Here is a 16,219-nt window from a genome sequence, read left to right on the forward strand (position 1 = left end):
CCGTCAGGCGGGCCGCTGGAGCACCGCCAGGCTGCGGTCGGCGAGTGTCAGCCGCTCCCCGGCCTTGACCTTGGGGCCGCCGGGCGCGGCGCCGTCGGGGCGGGCGGTGTCGACCACGACCCGCCACTGCCGGCCGTGGTCGACGGGGACGACGAACTCCAGCGGCCGGTCGTGCGCGTTGAACATCAGCAGGAAGGAGTCGTCGACGATCGGCTCGCCGCGCGGGCCGGGTTCGGTGATGGCGCTGCCGTTGAGGAAGACGGTCAGCGACCTGGCGTGGGCGGCCTGCCAGTCCCCGTCCCGCATTCCATCCCCTTCCGGGGTGAACCATGCGATGTCGGACAGATCGTCCTGGGTGCCCTGCATGGGCCGGCCGTGGAAGAAGCGGCGGCGCCGGAAGACCTGGTGGTCGCGGCGGAGCCAGACCAGCGAGCGGGTGAAGCGCAGCATCCGGCGGGCCCGCGCGGCGGCCTCGTCGCCGTCCTCCGGCTGCGGCCAGCGCACCCAGGAGATCTCGCTGTCCTGGCAGTAGGCGTTGTTGTTGCCCCACTGGGTGCGGGCGAACTCGTCGCCGTGGCTGAGCATCGGCACGCCCTGGGAGACCATCAGCGTGGCGATGAAGTTGCGCATCTGCCGCTCGCGCAGCGCGAGCACCGCCGGGTCGTCGCTCTCGCCCTCGGCGCCGCAGTTCCACGAGCGGTTGTGGCCCTCGCCGTCCTGGTTGTTCTCGCCGTTGGCCTCGTTGTGCTTGCCGTTGTACGAGACCAGGTCGTGCAGGGTGAAGCCGTCGTGGCAGGTGACGAAGTTGATGGAGGCCAGCGGTCGCCTGCCGTCGCCCTGGTAGAGGTCGGAGGAGCCGGTCAGGCGGGAGGCGAACTCCGCCAGGGTGGCCGGCTCGCCGCGCCACAGATCCCGGCAGGTGTCACGGAATTTACCGTTCCACTCCGTCCACAGGGGCGGGAAGTTGCCGACCTGGTAGCCGCCCTCGCCGACGTCCCACGGCTCGGCGATCAGCTTCACCTGGCTGACCACCGGGTCCTGCTGCACCAGGTCGAAGAAGGACGACAGCCGATCCACCTCGTGGAACTGCCGCGCCAGCGTCGCCGCCAGATCGAAGCGGAAGCCATCCACCCGCATCTCGGTCACCCAGTAGCGCAGCGAGTCCATGATGAGCTGCAGGACGTGCGGCGAGCGCATCAGCAGGGAGTTCCCGGTGCCGGTGGTGTCCATGTAGTACTGCGGATCGTCCGTCAGCCGGTAGTACGAGCAGTTGTCCAGGCCCCGGAAGGACAGGGTCGGGCCCAGGTGGTTGCCCTCGGCCGTGTGGTTGTAGACCACATCGAGAATCACCTCGATGCCCGCCGCGTGCAGCGCCCGCACCGCCGACTTGAACTCCAGCACCTGCTGACCCCTGTCGCCCCACGACGCATAGGCGTTGTGCGGGGCGAAGAAGCCGATGGTGTTGTAGCCCCAGTAGTTGGCCAGCCCGGCGTCCACCAGCCGGTGGTCGTTGACGAACTGATGGACCGGCATCAGCTCGATGGCGGTCACCCCCAGCTCCGTCAGGTGCTCGATCACCGCCGGATGCGCGAGCGCCGCGTACGTCCCGCGCACCTCCTCCGGCAGCGCCGGATGCAGCATCGTCAGGCCCTTCACATGGGCCTCATAGATGACCGTACGGTGATAGTCCGTCCGCGGCGGCCGGTCGTCGCCCCAGTCGAAGTACGGATTGACCACCACCGAAGTCATCATGTGCGGCGCGGAGTCCATGTCATTGCGCTTCTCCGGCCGGCCGAAGTGATAGCCGTAGACCGCCTCCCCCCAGTCGACCGCCCCGCTGACCGCCTTCGCGTACGGGTCGAGCAGCAGCTTGGCGGAGTTGCAGCGCTGCCCCCGCTCCGGGTCGTACGGGCCGTGCGCCCGGAAGCCGTAGCGCTGACCGGGCATCACCCCCGGCAGATACGCGTGCCGCACGAAGGCGTCGCTCTCCCGGAGCTCCACCGCCGTCTCCGAGCCGTCCTCGTGCAGGAGGCACAACTCGATCCGCTCGGCGGCCTCGGAGAAGACCGCGAAATTGGTGCCGGCGCCGTCGTACGTGGCGCCGAGTGGGTACGCCTGTCCCGGCCAGACCTGCATGAGCGAAAGTGTTCCACTCCCGGCGGCCCTTTCCGCAGATCTTCCCCAAAACCCCGGAAGGAAGCCGCCGCCGGCCGCCACGGCTCGGCCGACCGGGTGAGGTCAGCGCCCCGTCCACCCTTCTGGCTATGAATCAGATCACGTCCCGCGCCCCGCCGTCGGACAACCCCCACGTCCGGCGGCCGAGTTGTTCCGGGGCCCCGGCGGGCGCGGGTGCACCGGCTCCCGCCCGCACAGTAATCTGCCTTGATCGTTGGACGGGGGCGGAAGGCGGTGCACTGGTGAGCTCGGGCGGGCTGGAGCTGCCCCCTGGAGACGGAAGTCCCGAGGGAGACAGCTCGACCGACACGCCACCGGGCGTGATGTCCCTGACCCGTCCGCGGGAGATCGGGGCGGAACTGGACTGGGGCGCCGAGGCCTGGGACGAGGTGCGCACCCGCGCCCGCCGGGCCGGGCGCGCCTACATCTGGCTCAACCTGGTCGAACAGCGGCTGCGGGCGGTCGTCGCCGCCGTGCTGCGCCCGGTCTACGAGCCGGTGCACGGCGACGAGGAATGGGTCGTCGCCGCCGCGGGGCCGGCCGGCCAGGAGTGGGTCCAGCGGGCCGTGGCCGTGCGGGAGGTGAGCCGCCGCAAGGGCTACCTGCTCGACCCGGCGGACGACAACGTCCTCAGCTTCCTCACCCTGCCCCAGTTGCGCGAGCTCCTCGTCCAGCACTGGCCGTGCTTCGAGCCCTACCTGGACGACCGGCGCGAACTGGAGCTGGCCCTGGACGAGCTGGAGGTGACCCGCAACGTCGTCTCCCGCAACCGCGCGCTCTCCGAGAACGTCCTCGCCCAGGCCGAACGCGCCTCGGCCCGGCTGCTGGACATCCTCGGCGGCGGCGCCGGCACCCACGCCCGCTCCGGCGACCGGCTGCCCGTGGACGCCGTCGAGGACCTCGTGGGCGACCGCTTCGCCGACGTCGTGGGCGTCCACCCGGACCGGGTGCGGCTGCAGCGCCAGCTCCCCGTGGAGGACCTCTTCGGCAGCGCCCGCCGCCTCGACGCGGTCGGCATAGGCCTGAACCTGCTCGTCCAGAACTACTCCGGGCGACGCCTGGTGCGGCTGGCCGAGTCCGGCTGCCGGGCCCGGCTGCTCTTCCTCAACCCCGCCAGCAGCGCCGTGCGCCGCCGCGAGCGGGAACTGGGGATAAAGAAGGGCGAGATGAGCCGGTCCGTGGAGATGAACATCATGCACATGCGGCGGGTGCGGGACCGGCTGCGCGACACCGCCGCCTTCGAGATCCGGGTCTTCGACGAGACCCCGCGCTTCACCGCCTACCTCGTCAACGGCGACGGCGCGGACGGCCTGGCCGTGGTGCAGTCCTACCTGCGCAAGGCCCGCGGCATGGAGTCCCCGGTGCTGGTGCTCCGCGGCGGCGGCCGCGACGTGCTGCGCCAGGGCCGGGGGGCCGACGAGGACGGCGGGCTGTTCGAGACGTACCGCGAGGAGTTCGAGGGGGTCTGGGCGGACTCCCGGTCGGTCTCCTGATCGGGTCCCGGTGAAGGGGTGCTCGCCCCCGGTGGGTTGTCAGTGGGCTGTGCGACGCTGTGACACCAGACGGGGGAAGCACCACCGAAGGGGGAAACCGCCATGGCCTGGCACGAGGAGCCGCTGATCGGCTTCGACCTGGAGACGACGGGCACGGACCCGGCGCGGGCGCGGATCGTGACCGCGGCGGTCGTCGAGACCAAGGGCGGGGACGTGGCCGCGAGCCGGCTGTGGCTGGCCGACCCGGGCGTGCCGATCCCGGCCGAGGCGGCCGCCATCCACGGCATCACCAGCGAGTGGGCGGCCGCCGAGGGGCGGCCCGCGGCCGAGGTGGTGGAGGAGATAGCCGCCGTCCTCGCCGGGCACTGGTCGCTGGGCGTGCCCGTCGTCGCCTACAACGCCTCCTTCGACCTCAGCCTGCTGGAGGCGGAGCTCCGGCGTCACGGCCTGCGCTCGCTCGGTGAGCGGCTGGACGGAGCCGGCATCGGCCCCGTCGTCGACCCGTACACCATCGACCGGCACGTCGACCGCTACCGCAAGGGCCGGCGGACGCTGGAGGCGGTGTGCCGGGAGTACGGCGTGGTGCTGGACGGCGCCCACGAGGCGGAGGCGGACGCCCTGGCGGCGGTCCGCGTCGCCCGGGCGACCGCCCTGCGGTATCCCGGCATAGCCGGCGCCGGGCTGTGGGAGCTGCACCGCGACCAGGTCCGGTGGTACGGCGAGTGGGCGGCCGGATATCAGGCGTGGCTGCGACGACAGGGGGATGCGGAGGCCGTGGTCGACGCGTCCTGGCCGCTGCGGGGGTAGCAGGGCTGGGTGGGCGGGAGTAGAGGGGCTGGGTGGGCGGGAGTAGCAGGGCCGGCGAGTGGTGGTGGGTGGATGCGGAGGGTGCCTTCGCACTTGTTCCGGAATCTGTGATGTCCCTGGATGTCAGGGCTGTCCGGGTCTACGGTGTTCCGTACCGGGCCCGCGCTACCCCCCATCTCCGCCGCGTCACGCGGCGATCCGAGGAGGCGCACCGTGCCCGAGCACCAGGAGTCCCCGGCCCGGCCGCCGGAGGGGCTGCTCTGCGGGACCATGGAGGTCCACCGCAGGCTGCTCACCGAGAACGCCGCCTACGCCACCGCCCGGACGGCCATCGAGAACCACGCGTTCGCCTACGAGCGAGGCGACGCTCGCACGGCCCGTACGGGCGTGACGTGCGTCCCGGTCGTCGTCCACGTCGTCCACGCCACCGACGAGGAGAACGTCGACGACGCCCAGGTCCTCAGCCAGCTCGACGTCCTGAACAAGGACTTCCGCAAGCTCAATCCGGACGTCGCCGCGGTGCCGGAGGTCTGGCGGGAGCTCGCCGCCGACAGCCGGGTCGGCTTCCGCCTCGCCTCCGTGGACCCGGACGGCCACCCCACCACGGGCATCACCCGCACCCGCACGCAGGTCACCGGTTTCGGCACCGACGACGCGGTGAAGTTCACCGCCCAGGGCGGCCGGGACGCCTGGCCCGCCGACCGCTACCTGAACGTATGGGTCTGCCTGCTCGAGGGCGGCCTGCTGGGGTACGCCCAGTTCCCCGGCGGCCCGGCGGACACCGACGGAGTGGTCATCCGGCACTCCGCCTTCGGCACCAACGGCACCGCCACCGCGCCGTTCGACCTGGGGCGCACCGCCACCCACGAGGTGGGCCACTGGCTGAACCTCCACCACATCTGGGGCGACGACGGCACCGGCTGCAGCGGCAGCGACTTCGTCGCCGACACCCCCAACCAGGGCGGCCCCAACTTCGGCAGCCCGGTCTTCCCGCACGTCTCCTGCCGCAACGGCCCCCACGGCGACATGTTCATGAACTACATGGACTACGTCGACGACGCGGCCATGTTCATGTTCACGACCGGCCAGGCAGTCCGCGTGAACGCCACCCTCGACGGCCCCCGCTCCACCTTCCCCACCGGCCCTTGCTAGGCGGGGACGCCAGCGGGGAGGGCTGCCGGGGAGGGGCGTCTCAGAAGGGGTACCAGCGCACCGCCGGGTCGCCGTCCCGCAGGGAGGCGACCCGGCGCCCGAACTCCGCCAGCGCCGCCGGGTTGCCCGGCGCGTGCTGCGCCACCCACGCGCAGCTCGCCGTCTCCCGGGCGCCGCGCAGCACGGCGCAGCCGTCCCACTCGCGCACGTCCCAGCCGTAGGCGTGCACGAAGGAGTGGTAGGCGTCGGGGTCCAGCCCGTACCGGTCGCGGCTGAGGGCCATCACCACCAGGTCGTGCTCCCGCAGGTCCAGGGCGAAGGTCTCCAGGTCCACCAGCACCGGGCCGTCGGGCCCGATGTGCACGTTGCGGGGGAGGGCGTCGCCGTGGATGGGGCCCGGCGTCAGGCGGGGCGTCAGCGCGGCGGCCGCGGCGGCGAAGCCGTCCCGGCGCTGGCGCAGGTAGTCGGCGTCGGCCGGGTCGATCGCGTCCCCGGCCAGCCGCAGCCAGCGCTCGACGCCGCCGAGCAGGTCACGGTGCGGCAGGGCGAAGTCCGGTGCGGGCAGCGTGTGGATCACCCGCAGCAGCTCCGCGAGGTCGGCGGGGGTCGCGGGGCGGGTCGCGTCGGGGAGCCGGTGCCAGACGGTGACCGGGTGGCCGTCGGCCGCCAGCGGCTCGGGGGCGGCCGCGCGCACGGCGGGCACCCCGGCCTCGGCGAGCCAGGCGGCGACCCGCAGTTCCCGGTGGGCCCGGTCGAGGAGGGAGGCGTCGCGGCCGACCTTGGCGACGAGGTCGCCGGCCGCGAAGACGGCGTTCTCGCCGAGCGAGATCAGGGTCGCGTCCGCCGCCGGCAGGGGGGCGCCGGCCGCCGCGAGGAGCTCGCGCGCCCGGTGTTCCGTAAATGCAGTGTCCACCGCGCAAGTGTCTCCCGGGGCGGGAGCGGACGGCGCACGGGATGGCCGGCGCGGGGGATGGCCGACGCAGGGGATGGAAGGGTGCCCGGGAATGGCGCGAAACATCATTCAGCGAGACGTATCGTCTTGCGTAGTGTCGCGACATGACGATACCCACCGGTCAACACCCCGCCCACATCGCGATGTTCAACATCCCGGCCTCCGGGCACATCCATCCCAGCCTGGACGTCATCCGGGAGCTCGTGGACCGCGGCCACCGCGTCACCTACGCCATCCCCGAGTCCTTCGCCGAGCTCGTCGCCTCCACCGGCGCCGAGCCGAGGATCTACGACTCGAGCCTGCCGACGGAGGCGGATCCCGACAACTGGGGAGCGGAACCGATCGACCATATGGAACTGTTCCTCGACAACGCCGTCCACTCGCTGCCCTCGATCGCCGCCCAGTACGAGGACGACGTGCCGGACCTGGTCCTCTTCGACAGCCTCACCTACGCCGGCCGCGTGCTGGGCCACCGCTTGAACGTACCCACCGTGCAGATGTGCTCGCACATGGTGCCCTGGGAGGGCTACGAGGAGGAGATGCTGGCCCCGGTCGTGGGCCCGCTGATGGAGACCCAGCGGGGCCGCGCCTACGCCGAGCGCTTCACGGGCTGGCTGCGGGAGAACGGCATGACCGAGAACCCCGTCCGCTTCATCACCCACCCCGGCCGCCGCATCGCCCTCATCCCCCGGGCCATGCAGCCGAACGCCGACCGGGTCGACATGACGCTCAACACCTTCACCGGCTCCTGCCAAGGGGATCGCGCCGACCAGGGGGACTGGGAGCGCCCCAAGGACGCGGAGAAGGTCCTGCTGGTCTCCCTCGGCTCCGTCTTCACCAAGCGCCCCGACTTCTACCGCGCGTGCCTCGCCGCCTTCGGCGACCTGCCGGGCTGGCACGTCGTCCTGCAGATCGGCAAGCACGTCGACGTCGCCGAGCTGGGACCGATTCCCGCCAACGTCGAGGTGAGCTCCTGGGTGCCGCAGGTGGCCATCCTCCGTCAGGCCGACGCCTTCGTCACCCACGCCGGAATGGGCGGCTCCAAGGAAGGGCTCGCCGCCGGGGTGCCGATGGTCGCCGTGCCCCAGGCCGCCGACCAGTTCGTCAACGCCGACGTCCTCCAGGGCCTGGGCGTGGCCCGCCACCTGCCGGCCGAGGAGGCCACCGCCGAGGCCCTGCGCGAAGCCGTCCTCTCCCTCGTCGCCGACCCCGCCGTGGCCGCACGCTCGGCGGCCCTGAAGGCCGAGCTCGCCGCGGAGGGCGGCACTCCGTACGCGGCCGACCTGATCGAGGCGGAACTTAGGTCCACCCGGTAACCCCTGGTACGGTCCCGTCCCATCGGCTGTCGCGCCCAACCCCCACGGGGCGCGACAGTCGTTCGCGGCTGGGCGCCGGGCGGGTTAGGTGCGGGGCTCGGGGACGACGGTGACGGTGCCGGGCGGGAAGAGATCCACGCCAAGGACTTTTTCGGCCTCGAAGACCCCGACCTTGTGGAGCCCGAGGCCGGCGATCGGGGTGAGGTCGACGACGGCGGGCGAGGACGCATCGGGGCGGATCGCCAGGGACCGCAGATTCGGGAACACCTCACCCACGGGGGTCAGGTCGACCGGCTGCGAAGGGCGAGTGAGCGAGAGGGTTGTCACCTGCGGGAGCCGGGGGCTCCCGGCAAGCCGGGAGGTGTCCTGTCCGACGAGCTGCAGCCGTGTCAGCCTGGGCAGGTTCGCGAGTTCCTCGCGCTCCTGCTCAGGGAAGGCAGGAGCATGGAGGGTGAGGAATTCCAGTCCGTCGAAGGCGTCCAGCCCCGTCAGCGACCGCGACGCGTTCCGTTGCCATACGTGCAGCTTGCGCAGGCCGGGCAGCGCGGGCAGCGACGACGTATGCGACCGATGCACGGGAAGGTCGAGGTCCAGGACCTCGAGCCGGGGGAGTACGGAGATGCGGCGCAGATCGTGAGGCCGGGTGTCCCGCACCAGAAGTTCGGTGAGGGGCAGCCCGTCGAGCGGCGACAAGTCGGTGATCTCGGAGCACTTGAACAGCTTGAGCTTGCGCAGCCTCGGCAGGTGCCGGAGGAATCCCACGTCGGTGATCTGATGGTTGCTGGCCAGCTCGATAGTTGTCAGCCGACCGGGGTCGACCGCCGACATGATGTCGGCGGGGGAGTGGTCCCCGACGAAGGTGATGTCCGACTTCTGCGGCAGGCTCGGCAGGATCTCCAGGTCGGCGCGGCTCCGGACATGGACGCCGCAGTCGGCGGGCAGGTGGTGAAGGACCTCTTCCGCGAACTCCTCTGTGTCGAACGAGCCCCAGCTCCGGGCCAGCGCCCGGCGGACGCGTCGGCTGGAGCTCGCACAGTACCGTTTGAGCAGGGCCAGCGCCGCGTCCCCGCCCACGGACGTCGCGGTCGTGACGACAGCCACCGCTTCGTACTCCGGCAGACCTTCCGGGCCCGGCAGCAGGTCGAGGATCACCGGTCCCACCTTGGCAAGCTCCCATGCCTCCGCGTTGGTGCGTGGCGGCAGCAGCGCCGCCCCCCGCTTCTCCACGGCCGCACGGACCGCCGGGTCCAGCTCGGTGGCCTGCTCCAGGCAGGCCACGGCGAGCAGGTGCAGCAATATCTTGGCGTGGCCGGCCGCGCGGTCGCCCCGCGCCACGAGCTGGCCCAGCAGGCCCGCCCGCTCCCCTGGCCGGGCATGGGCCACGGCCATCCGTACGACGTCCTCCCACTGGTCGTCGTGCGCGTTCCTCACCAGCAGGCCGAGATCGTGCCCCTCCACGGCTGCCTTCGCGCCGAGGAAGTCCTGGAAGGTGCGGTGGACGAAGTCGACGGTGTCCGCCGTCGGTCTGCGCAGCAGCCCGCTGCGGGAGACCAGATGCGCGAGGACGCGCGCCGCGTCGCCCTGCTCGGCGACGGCCGGCATGGCCGGGAGGGCTTCCTCGACGACGGCCAGGGCGGTCTTCTCGGCCATCTCCGCCTGGCCGTTGCGGATGAGCCAGTAGGCCAGCCGCTGGAGCAGTTGTACCGCCTCGTGCTGGTTGAGCCTGACGCCTTCCGGCGCCTCGATGCCCCGCTCGTCGTCCCTGCGGAACAGCAGCATGGACAGCGCCGCCTCGTACAACTCCATCCTGCTGCGCGGGAGATGTCCCCGGCGGTCGCGGTGCAGCGCGCACATCAGCGCGCACATGAGGGGGCTGGTGGCCAGCTGGGCCAGCGGCCGCTGGGCCCGTACCGCGTCCTTGAAGCGCTCTTCCAGTTCGGGGCCGGCGCCCGCCGCCCTGTGCCAGCGCTTGGCGAAGACATGGACGTCCTTGCGGTTCATGGGTCGTACGGTCAGCTCCGCGAAGCCCGCGCCCCGTAGCCACCCCTCGGGCACGGCCGTGGGCCGCGTGGTGACGAAGAAGCTCGCGTGGGGGTAGGCGGCGATCAGGTCGCGGAGCCACTCCTCGGTCTGCTCGCGCCGCCGGGCGGGCACCTCGTCGATGCCGTCGATGAGCAGGAGCCCCCGTCCGTCGTGGAGTACGCGGTCCGCCCAGCCCGGGGGCTGCCGCGGGGCGAGTGGGCACCCGGCGTCCTCCAGGAAGCGGGCCGGGTCGGGCAGGGAGCCGCCGCGGTCGAGCCTGCGCAAGGGGAGAAGGAAGGGGACGGCCCCGCGCAGATGGGGGAGGGCGTCGGACGGGACCTGCCGGGCGGAGGTGACGGCGAGCCACTGCAGCAGCGTGGTCTTGCCGCTGCCCGCGAGCCCGCGGATCAGGGCCCGTCGCTTCTCCTCGAGGGCCTTCTCGGCTCGCTCCACGACGGTGGAGGCGTCATGCCCCCTGAAGAAGTCGTAGCGATCACTCGCCAACTCCAGGCTGAGGTAGGCCGTGTCCAGGGGCCAGCACGCGGCCCCCGCGCCCCGCAGGTCCAGGCCGACGACGGTGAGCCGTCCGTGCCGCTCGACGACGTACGCGCGATAGCGCTCCTCGAACGCCGCGTCCTCCGGGCTGACGCGCGGGGCGGTTGGTGCCGTCTCCCCGGCCGCGATGTCGCGCAGTGCCAGTAGCCGGGACGGGTCGACGCCCAGGGCCTTGGCGAGGGCCACCACCGTGTCCTCCGTCGGCACCTTTCGCCCGTTGAGGGTCAGGCTCACCGTGGTGTGCCCTAACCCCGCCCGCCGCTCCAGCGCCGCGTACGTCAGCCTTCGCTCCGACCGCAACAGGCGGAGGGAGGCCGCCAGTTCGGTCAGCGCGTCGGAAGGAGTCCGTGGTGCATCACCCATCCGTTCATCTTGGTGCGCGTGAACGGCGGCGAATGCGGAATCGGGGAAGTTCGGCGCATGAACCTCGACTTGATCGTCCTCATGCTGCTGTGCGCCGGCGTCCATGTGGTCCTGTCCCGGTCGGACAGGACCACCACCGCCGACAAAGCAGCCGTCCTGATCGCCCTCACGAACGTTCTCACCCTGACCCACACCCTGCTCAGCCGGTAGCCGTCAGGAGTGCCGGTGCGGCCGCCCGCGCCTCGTCGTACCGGCGCAGGAGCAGGGAGACCACCTCCGGTGCCGGGCCCAGGACGTCCGCGAGGACGTCGGCCCCCGCCGCGCGGGCGCCGGCGGCGATGCGGTCGGGGAGGCGGCCGGGGGCGAGGACGTACGGAGCGACGGCCACGCGGCGTACGCCCTCGGCGCGCAGGGCGCGTACGGCGTCCTCCGTGCGGGGGGAGGAGGCGGAGGCGAACGCGGGCCGCACGGCGCACCAGCCGGTGTGCCGCCACTCCCGCGCGATTTCTGCGATCACCGCGATCGCCTCCGGGTCGGAAGAGCCCGCCGAGGCCAGGACGACCCCGGTCGAGCCACGGTCGCCGGGGCGCACCCCGGCCTGGCGCAGCCGTCGTTCCAGCGCGGCCGTCAGCAGCGGGGAAGGGCCGAGGACGTCCGCGCGGCGCACGGTCAGGCCGGGCAGCGTGGCCGTGGCCCGGGCGAGGGCGGCGGGGAGGTCCGCCTTGGCGTGGAAGGCGCGTGTCAGCAGCAGGGGGAGCGCGACCACATCCCGCGCGCCCTGTGCCGCCAGTCGCTCCAGCACCCGGGGCACGCTCGGCGCGCAGAAGTCCAGGAAGCCGGTCTCCACGCGCAGGCCCGGCCGGCGGGCCGCGACCCGCTCGCGCAGCGCGGCGACCGTCGCCGCGTGCCGCGGGTCGCGGCTGCCGTGGGCCACGAGGAGCAGAACCGTCACGACGCGTCCCGGCTCAACGCACCGCCAGCCCGCGCGTGCGCAGCACCCGGCGCTCGAGCGGGCTGAAGACGATCAGGTCGATGGCGATGCCCACGAACAGGATGAGGAGGATGCCGAGCAGCACCCCCGGCATGTCCGAGTCGGTACGGGCGTTCTCCAGGTACTGGCCCAGCCCCAGGCCCAGATCGGGCGAGGAGGCGATGAGCTCCGCCGCCATCAGCGATCGCCAGGAGAACGCCCAGCCCTGCTTCAGGCCGGCGATGTAGCCCGGCAGCGCGGCCGGCAGCAGCACGTGCCGGGCGCCGCGCGCCCCGGTCGCGCCCATCGTGCGCCCGGCCCGCAGGTACAGCGGCGGCACCTGGTCGATGCCCGACACCAGGCCGTTGGCGATGGACGGCACCGCGCCCAGCAGGATCACGGCGTACATGGCGGCGTCCGTGATGCCCAGCCAGATCACGGCGGCCGGCACCCAGGCCACCGACGGCAGCGACTGCAGCCCCGACAGGATCGGCCCCAGCGCCGCCCGGACCAGGGGCACCCGCGCCACCAGCAGTCCCAGCGGCGTGCCGATGGCCAGCGCGGCCAGGAAGCCCAGCAGGCCGCGCGAGACGCTGGTCCAGACGATGTCGAGCAGCGTGCCGTTCAGCCACAGCTCGCGCAGGCCGCCCCAGACCGCCGAGGGATCCGGCAGCTTGTAGTCGTCGGTGACATGGGCCAGCACCAGGAGTTTCCAGACGACCAGCACGAGCAGCGCCGCCGTGACGGGCGGCAGCACCTTGTGCAGCAGCACCTGCCGCAGGGGCGTCCGCTTGACCTGGACGGAGTCCAGGGCGTCGAGGCCGGCCTCCAGTCCCGCGAGGTCGCCCTCGGTGCGCCGGCCCCCGGCCGGGGCGGTCTCAGTTCCGGCCATGTCGGCGGATCTCCCCCCGCAGTTCCTCGGTGATCTCCACCGAGAGGTCGGCCACCGCCGCGTCCTCGATGCGGCGCGGCTGCGGAATGTCGACCTTCCACTCGCGTACGACCCGGCCCGGGCGGGACGACAGCAGCACCACGCGCTCGCCGAGCCGCACCGCCTCGCGGACGTTGTGCGTGACGAAGACGACGGACAGCCGTGTCCGCTCCCAGATGCGGGTCAGTTCGTGGTGCAGCACGTCGCGGGTGATGGCGTCCAGCGCCGCGAACGGCTCGTCCATCAGCAGCACCCGGCTGTCCTGGGCCAGCGCCCGGGCCAGCGCGACCCGCTGCCGCATGCCGCCCGACAGCTCGTGCACCCGCTTGCCGTACGAGCCGCCCAGCCGCACCAGCTCCAGCAGCCGCTCGGCCTCCTCCCGCCGGGCGGCCCGCGGCACCCCGCGCAGCCGCAGCGCCAGCTCGATGTTGCGGCCCGCGGTCAGCCACGGGAACAGCGCGTGCTCCTGGAACATCAGCGCCGGGCGCCCGCCGGGCACCTCGATCGTGCCGGCGGACGGCCGGTCCAGGCCGGCCACCAGGTTCAGCAGCGTGGACTTCCCGCAGCCCGAGGCGCCCAGCAGGCACACGAACTCGCCGGGGCGCACGTCGAGCGTGATGTCGTCGAGCACGGGCCGTTCGGCGCCGGGACGGCCGTAGCTCTTGTGGACGTGGTCGATGCGGACCGCGGCCGGTATCCCCTCGTCGAGGACGGCCGTGGCGGATGTGCCGCCGGCCGGGTGGAAGGGTCCGGGGGTGTCAGTGCTCAGTGCCGGTGCCATCCGGCCACCTCCTGTTCGGGGAGCGGGCCTTCGGGCCCCGACTGCCGCGTACATCACTGCCTGCCGAGCTTCGCCGCGCCGACCGAGGGCCTGCCCTCGGCCGTGAGCACCTTGTTGAGCGGGCGCAGGTCGTAGATGCCGGACAGGTCCGGCTCCTCCAGCAGCCCCGCCTTGACGGCGTGGTCCGCCTGCGCCTGCAGCGTCGGGGCCAGCGGGTCGTCCGTCGTGGTGATGGACTGCCACGCCGGGTCGATCACCTCGGCCGGCAGCTCCTTGCCGCCCAGCCGCTTGAGCGCCGCGTTCACCGAGGCCTTGGCGCGGTCCGGGTTCGCCGCGATCCAGGCGTTGGTGCGCACCGATCCGCGCAGCACGGCCTCGACCACGTCGGGGTGCTCCTCGAGGAACTTCTGCGACACGATCACATTGGTGATCACGAACTTCCCGTCCCGCCACAGCGTGCTCTCGTCCAGCAGCACCTTCCCGCCCTCCGAGACCAGCTTGGAGGCCGTCGGCTCGGGCACCCAGGCGCCGTCCACCGAACCGGACTTGAAGGCGTCGGGCGTCACCTTGTTGTCCGTGCGGACGACGGACACGTCGCCCTTGCCGCTCTGCGGATCGACCTTCCAGCCCTGCCCGGCGATCCAGTTCAGGAACGCCACGTCCTGCGTGTTGCCCTTCTGCGGGGTGGCGATCCGCTTGCCCTTGACGTCCTCCAGCGAGCCGATCTTCTTCGGGTCGACGACGAGCTTCACCCCGCCGGACGCCGAACCCGAGATGATCCTCAGGCTCTTGCCCTTGGACTTCACATAGCCGTTGACGGCCGGCGACGGGCCGATCCAGCCGATGTCGATGGAGTCGGCGTTGAGCGCCTCGATCTCCGACGGTCCCGCGTTGAAGGTGGTCGAGCGGAGCTTGGTGCCGCCCAGCGCCTTCTGCAGGATCCCCTCCTGCTCGCCGACCAGCGGCGTGGCGTGGGTGAGGTTGGGGAAGTAGCCGATGCGTACGGTGTCGGCCGACAGCTTGCGGCCCTGGGCGGCGGCGTTCGCGCCGTCGTCCTTCTTCTCCGAGCCGTAGCCGCAGGCGCCCAGGGCGCCGAGCAGCAGGGGGAGGGCGGCGGCGGCCGCGAGGACGCGGCGGCGTGGCGGGTGAGCGGCGGCAGGCATGAGGGGGGTTCCTCTCCGCGGGCCGGTGCGTACGGCTAGGGCACGCCCGGCGGTTCACTGGGACGTCGGGGACGGGGCAGAGACGGTGATACGGACGTCAGCGCGCACATCGCCCGACGCCTCCCTGGCCGCTGCCGAGGACGCCGCTGCCGACACGGCCGCCCTCCTTGTCGAAGGTCGCGAAGACGTCCCGCACGATGGTGGTCATGGTCAGAAGTCCCAGCCCTCGTCGTCGGCCGCCGGGCGCGCGGCGCCCGCGGCGAAGGCCGTGCCGGCCATGCCCGCCGTCAGCGTCGTCCCGTCGGCCGGGTCGATCAGCAGGAACGAGCCGGTGCGGCGGGAGTCGGCGTAGGCGTCGAGCGCCAGCGGCTCGGCCGTACGCAGCACCACCCGTCCGATGTCGTTGGCGGCCAGCTCGCCGGGGAAGGCGTGCTGGGAGAGGTCGTCGAGGGTCAGCCGGGAGGGGAGCTCCTTCACCAGGGCCTTGACGGTGCGGGTGGTGTGCTTGAGCAGGACGCGGTCGCCGACGCGCAGCGGCCGGTCGGCGACGTGGCACACCGTCGCCTCGACGTCCCGGGTGATGGGGGGCGGCCCGGAGGCGGGGGCGATGAGGTCGCCGCGCGAGACGTCCAGGTCGTCGGCCAGCCGCACGGTCACCGACTGGGGCGCCCAGGCGACGTCCACGCTCTCGCCGAGGGCGTCGATGCCGGCGATGGTGCTGGTGCGCCCCGAGGGCAGCACGCTCACCCGGTCGCCGACGCGCAGGACGCCGGAGTCGAGCCGGCCGGCGTAGCCGCGGTAGTCGGGGTGGGCGGCGCTCTGCGGGCGGATGACGTACTGGACCGGGAAGCGGGCGGGCTCGGCGGTCGGGTCGGTGACGACCGGCACGGTCTCGAGGTGCTCGAGGACGGTGGGGCCGCCGTACCAGTCCATGTGCGCGGACGGGGTCACGACGTTGTCGCCGGCGAGCGCGGAGATGGGGATCGCGGTGACCTCGGGGATGCCGAGGGAGGCGGCGTAGGCGGCGAACTCCTCGGCGATCGGGGCGAACACGGACTCGGCGTAGCCGGCGAGGTCCATCTTGTTGACGGCCAGGACCACGTGCGGCACGCGCAGCAGGGCGGCCACGGCGGCGTGGCGGCGGGTCTGCTCGACCACGCCGTTGCGGGCGTCGACCAGGACGACGGCGAGTTCGGCGGTGGACGCGCCGGTGACCATGTTGCGCGTGTACTGCACATGGCCGGGGGTGTCGGCCAGGATGAACCGGCGGCGGGGGGTGGCGAAGTAGCGGTGGGCGACGTCGATGGTGATGCCCTGCTCACGCTCCGCCCGCAGCCCGTCGGTGAGCAGCGCCAGGTCCGGGGCGTCGTGACCGCGGCTGCGCGAGGCGTGCTCGACGGCCTCGAGCTGGTCGGCCAGGACGGCCTTGGAGTCGTGGAGGAGACGGCCGACGAGCGTGGACTTGCCGTCGTCGACGGAGCCGGCGGTCGCGAAGCGCAGCAGCGACGTCGCGCCCTCGGTCAGGGTGCGGTCGGTCAT

13 protein-coding genes are annotated in these 16,219 nt (G+C 72.6%); 5 read left to right on the top strand and 8 right to left on the bottom strand.

What is annotated here, in order from left to right:
• Window positions 1-3: 3 nt before the first annotated feature.
• Window positions 4-2,136: a glycogen debranching protein GlgX gene (glgX, locus tag AB4K12_RS11080; RefSeq protein ID WP_368434037.1), complete on the bottom strand. Its 2,133-nt coding sequence runs from the start codon at window positions 2,134-2,136 to the stop codon at window positions 4-6.
• Window positions 2,137-2,417: 281 nt separating this feature from the next.
• Here glgX and AB4K12_RS11085 point away from each other — a divergent pair, with 281 nt between their 5' ends.
• From AB4K12_RS11085 to AB4K12_RS11095, 3 genes are all read left to right on the top strand, one after another.
• Window positions 2,418-3,668 (top strand): SAV2148 family HEPN domain-containing protein, encoded by a 1,251-nt coding sequence (locus AB4K12_RS11085; RefSeq protein ID WP_368434038.1) that lies wholly within the window; start codon window positions 2,418-2,420, stop codon window positions 3,666-3,668.
• A gap of 102 nt (window positions 3,669-3,770) precedes the next feature.
• Window positions 3,771-4,475 (top strand): 3'-5' exonuclease, encoded by a 705-nt coding sequence (locus AB4K12_RS11090; protein WP_368434039.1) that lies wholly within the window; start codon window positions 3,771-3,773, stop codon window positions 4,473-4,475.
• Window positions 4,476-4,688: 213 nt separating this feature from the next.
• Window positions 4,689-5,627, top strand: coding sequence for a zinc metalloprotease (locus AB4K12_RS11095; RefSeq protein WP_368434040.1), 939 nt, complete (start codon window positions 4,689-4,691; stop codon window positions 5,625-5,627).
• Window positions 5,628-5,667: 40 nt separating this feature from the next.
• On the opposite strand, the gene AB4K12_RS11100 is transcribed toward AB4K12_RS11095, so the two are convergent.
• On the bottom strand, window positions 5,668-6,540 hold the full coding sequence (locus tag AB4K12_RS11100) for a phosphotransferase enzyme family protein (RefSeq protein ID WP_368434041.1): 873 nt from the start codon (window positions 6,538-6,540) through the stop codon (window positions 5,668-5,670).
• Window positions 6,541-6,683: 143 nt separating this feature from the next.
• On the opposite strand from AB4K12_RS11100, the gene AB4K12_RS11105 reads away from it, so the two are divergent.
• The gene (locus tag AB4K12_RS11105; RefSeq protein WP_368434042.1) at window positions 6,684-7,895 is read left to right on the top strand and encodes a macrolide family glycosyltransferase; all 1,212 of its coding nucleotides are present in this window, start codon (window positions 6,684-6,686) and stop codon (window positions 7,893-7,895) included.
• A gap of 84 nt (window positions 7,896-7,979) precedes the next feature.
• Here AB4K12_RS11105 and AB4K12_RS11110 read toward each other — a convergent pair whose 3' ends face one another.
• Window positions 7,980-10,835, bottom strand: a complete 2,856-nt coding sequence (locus tag AB4K12_RS11110) for an NACHT domain-containing NTPase (RefSeq protein ID WP_368434043.1) — start codon at window positions 10,833-10,835, stop codon at window positions 7,980-7,982.
• 57 nt (window positions 10,836-10,892) lie between these two features.
• Between AB4K12_RS11110 and AB4K12_RS11115 the strand changes: the two genes are divergently transcribed.
• The gene (locus AB4K12_RS11115) at window positions 10,893-11,045 is read left to right on the top strand and encodes a hypothetical protein (RefSeq protein WP_368434044.1); all 153 of its coding nucleotides are present in this window, start codon (window positions 10,893-10,895) and stop codon (window positions 11,043-11,045) included.
• Here the strand turns inward: AB4K12_RS11115 and AB4K12_RS11120 are convergent.
• The 5 genes from AB4K12_RS11120 to AB4K12_RS11140 all read right to left on the bottom strand — a co-directional run bounded on the left by AB4K12_RS11120 (window position 11,035) and on the right by AB4K12_RS11140 (window position 16,219).
• Window positions 11,035-11,787: a sirohydrochlorin chelatase gene (locus AB4K12_RS11120; RefSeq protein WP_368434045.1), complete on the bottom strand. Its 753-nt coding sequence runs from the start codon at window positions 11,785-11,787 to the stop codon at window positions 11,035-11,037. The two genes, AB4K12_RS11115 and AB4K12_RS11120, sit on opposite strands and share 11 nt — an antisense overlap.
• A 13-nt stretch (window positions 11,788-11,800) precedes the next feature.
• Window positions 11,801-12,697 carry an ABC transporter permease gene (locus AB4K12_RS11125; protein WP_368434046.1) on the bottom strand — a complete coding sequence of 299 codons (897 nt, stop codon included), beginning with the start codon at window positions 12,695-12,697 and terminating at the stop codon, window positions 11,801-11,803.
• Window positions 12,684-13,517, bottom strand: a complete 834-nt coding sequence (locus tag AB4K12_RS11130; protein WP_368434047.1) for an ABC transporter ATP-binding protein — start codon at window positions 13,515-13,517, stop codon at window positions 12,684-12,686. The genes AB4K12_RS11125 and AB4K12_RS11130 overlap by 14 nt, the downstream gene beginning before the upstream one ends.
• A 53-nt stretch (window positions 13,518-13,570) precedes the next feature.
• On the bottom strand, window positions 13,571-14,680 hold the full coding sequence (locus AB4K12_RS11135; RefSeq protein WP_368434048.1) for an aliphatic sulfonate ABC transporter substrate-binding protein: 1,110 nt from the start codon (window positions 14,678-14,680) through the stop codon (window positions 13,571-13,573).
• Window positions 14,681-14,890: 210 nt separating this feature from the next.
• Entirely contained in the window at window positions 14,891-16,219 is a 1,329-nt protein-coding gene (locus AB4K12_RS11140; protein ID WP_368434049.1) for a sulfate adenylyltransferase subunit 1, read from the bottom strand.

The sequence above is a fragment of the Streptomyces sp. C36 genome (assembly GCF_040932295.1).
Lineage (GTDB): Bacteria > Actinomycetota > Actinomycetes > Streptomycetales > Streptomycetaceae > Streptomyces > Streptomyces triculaminicus.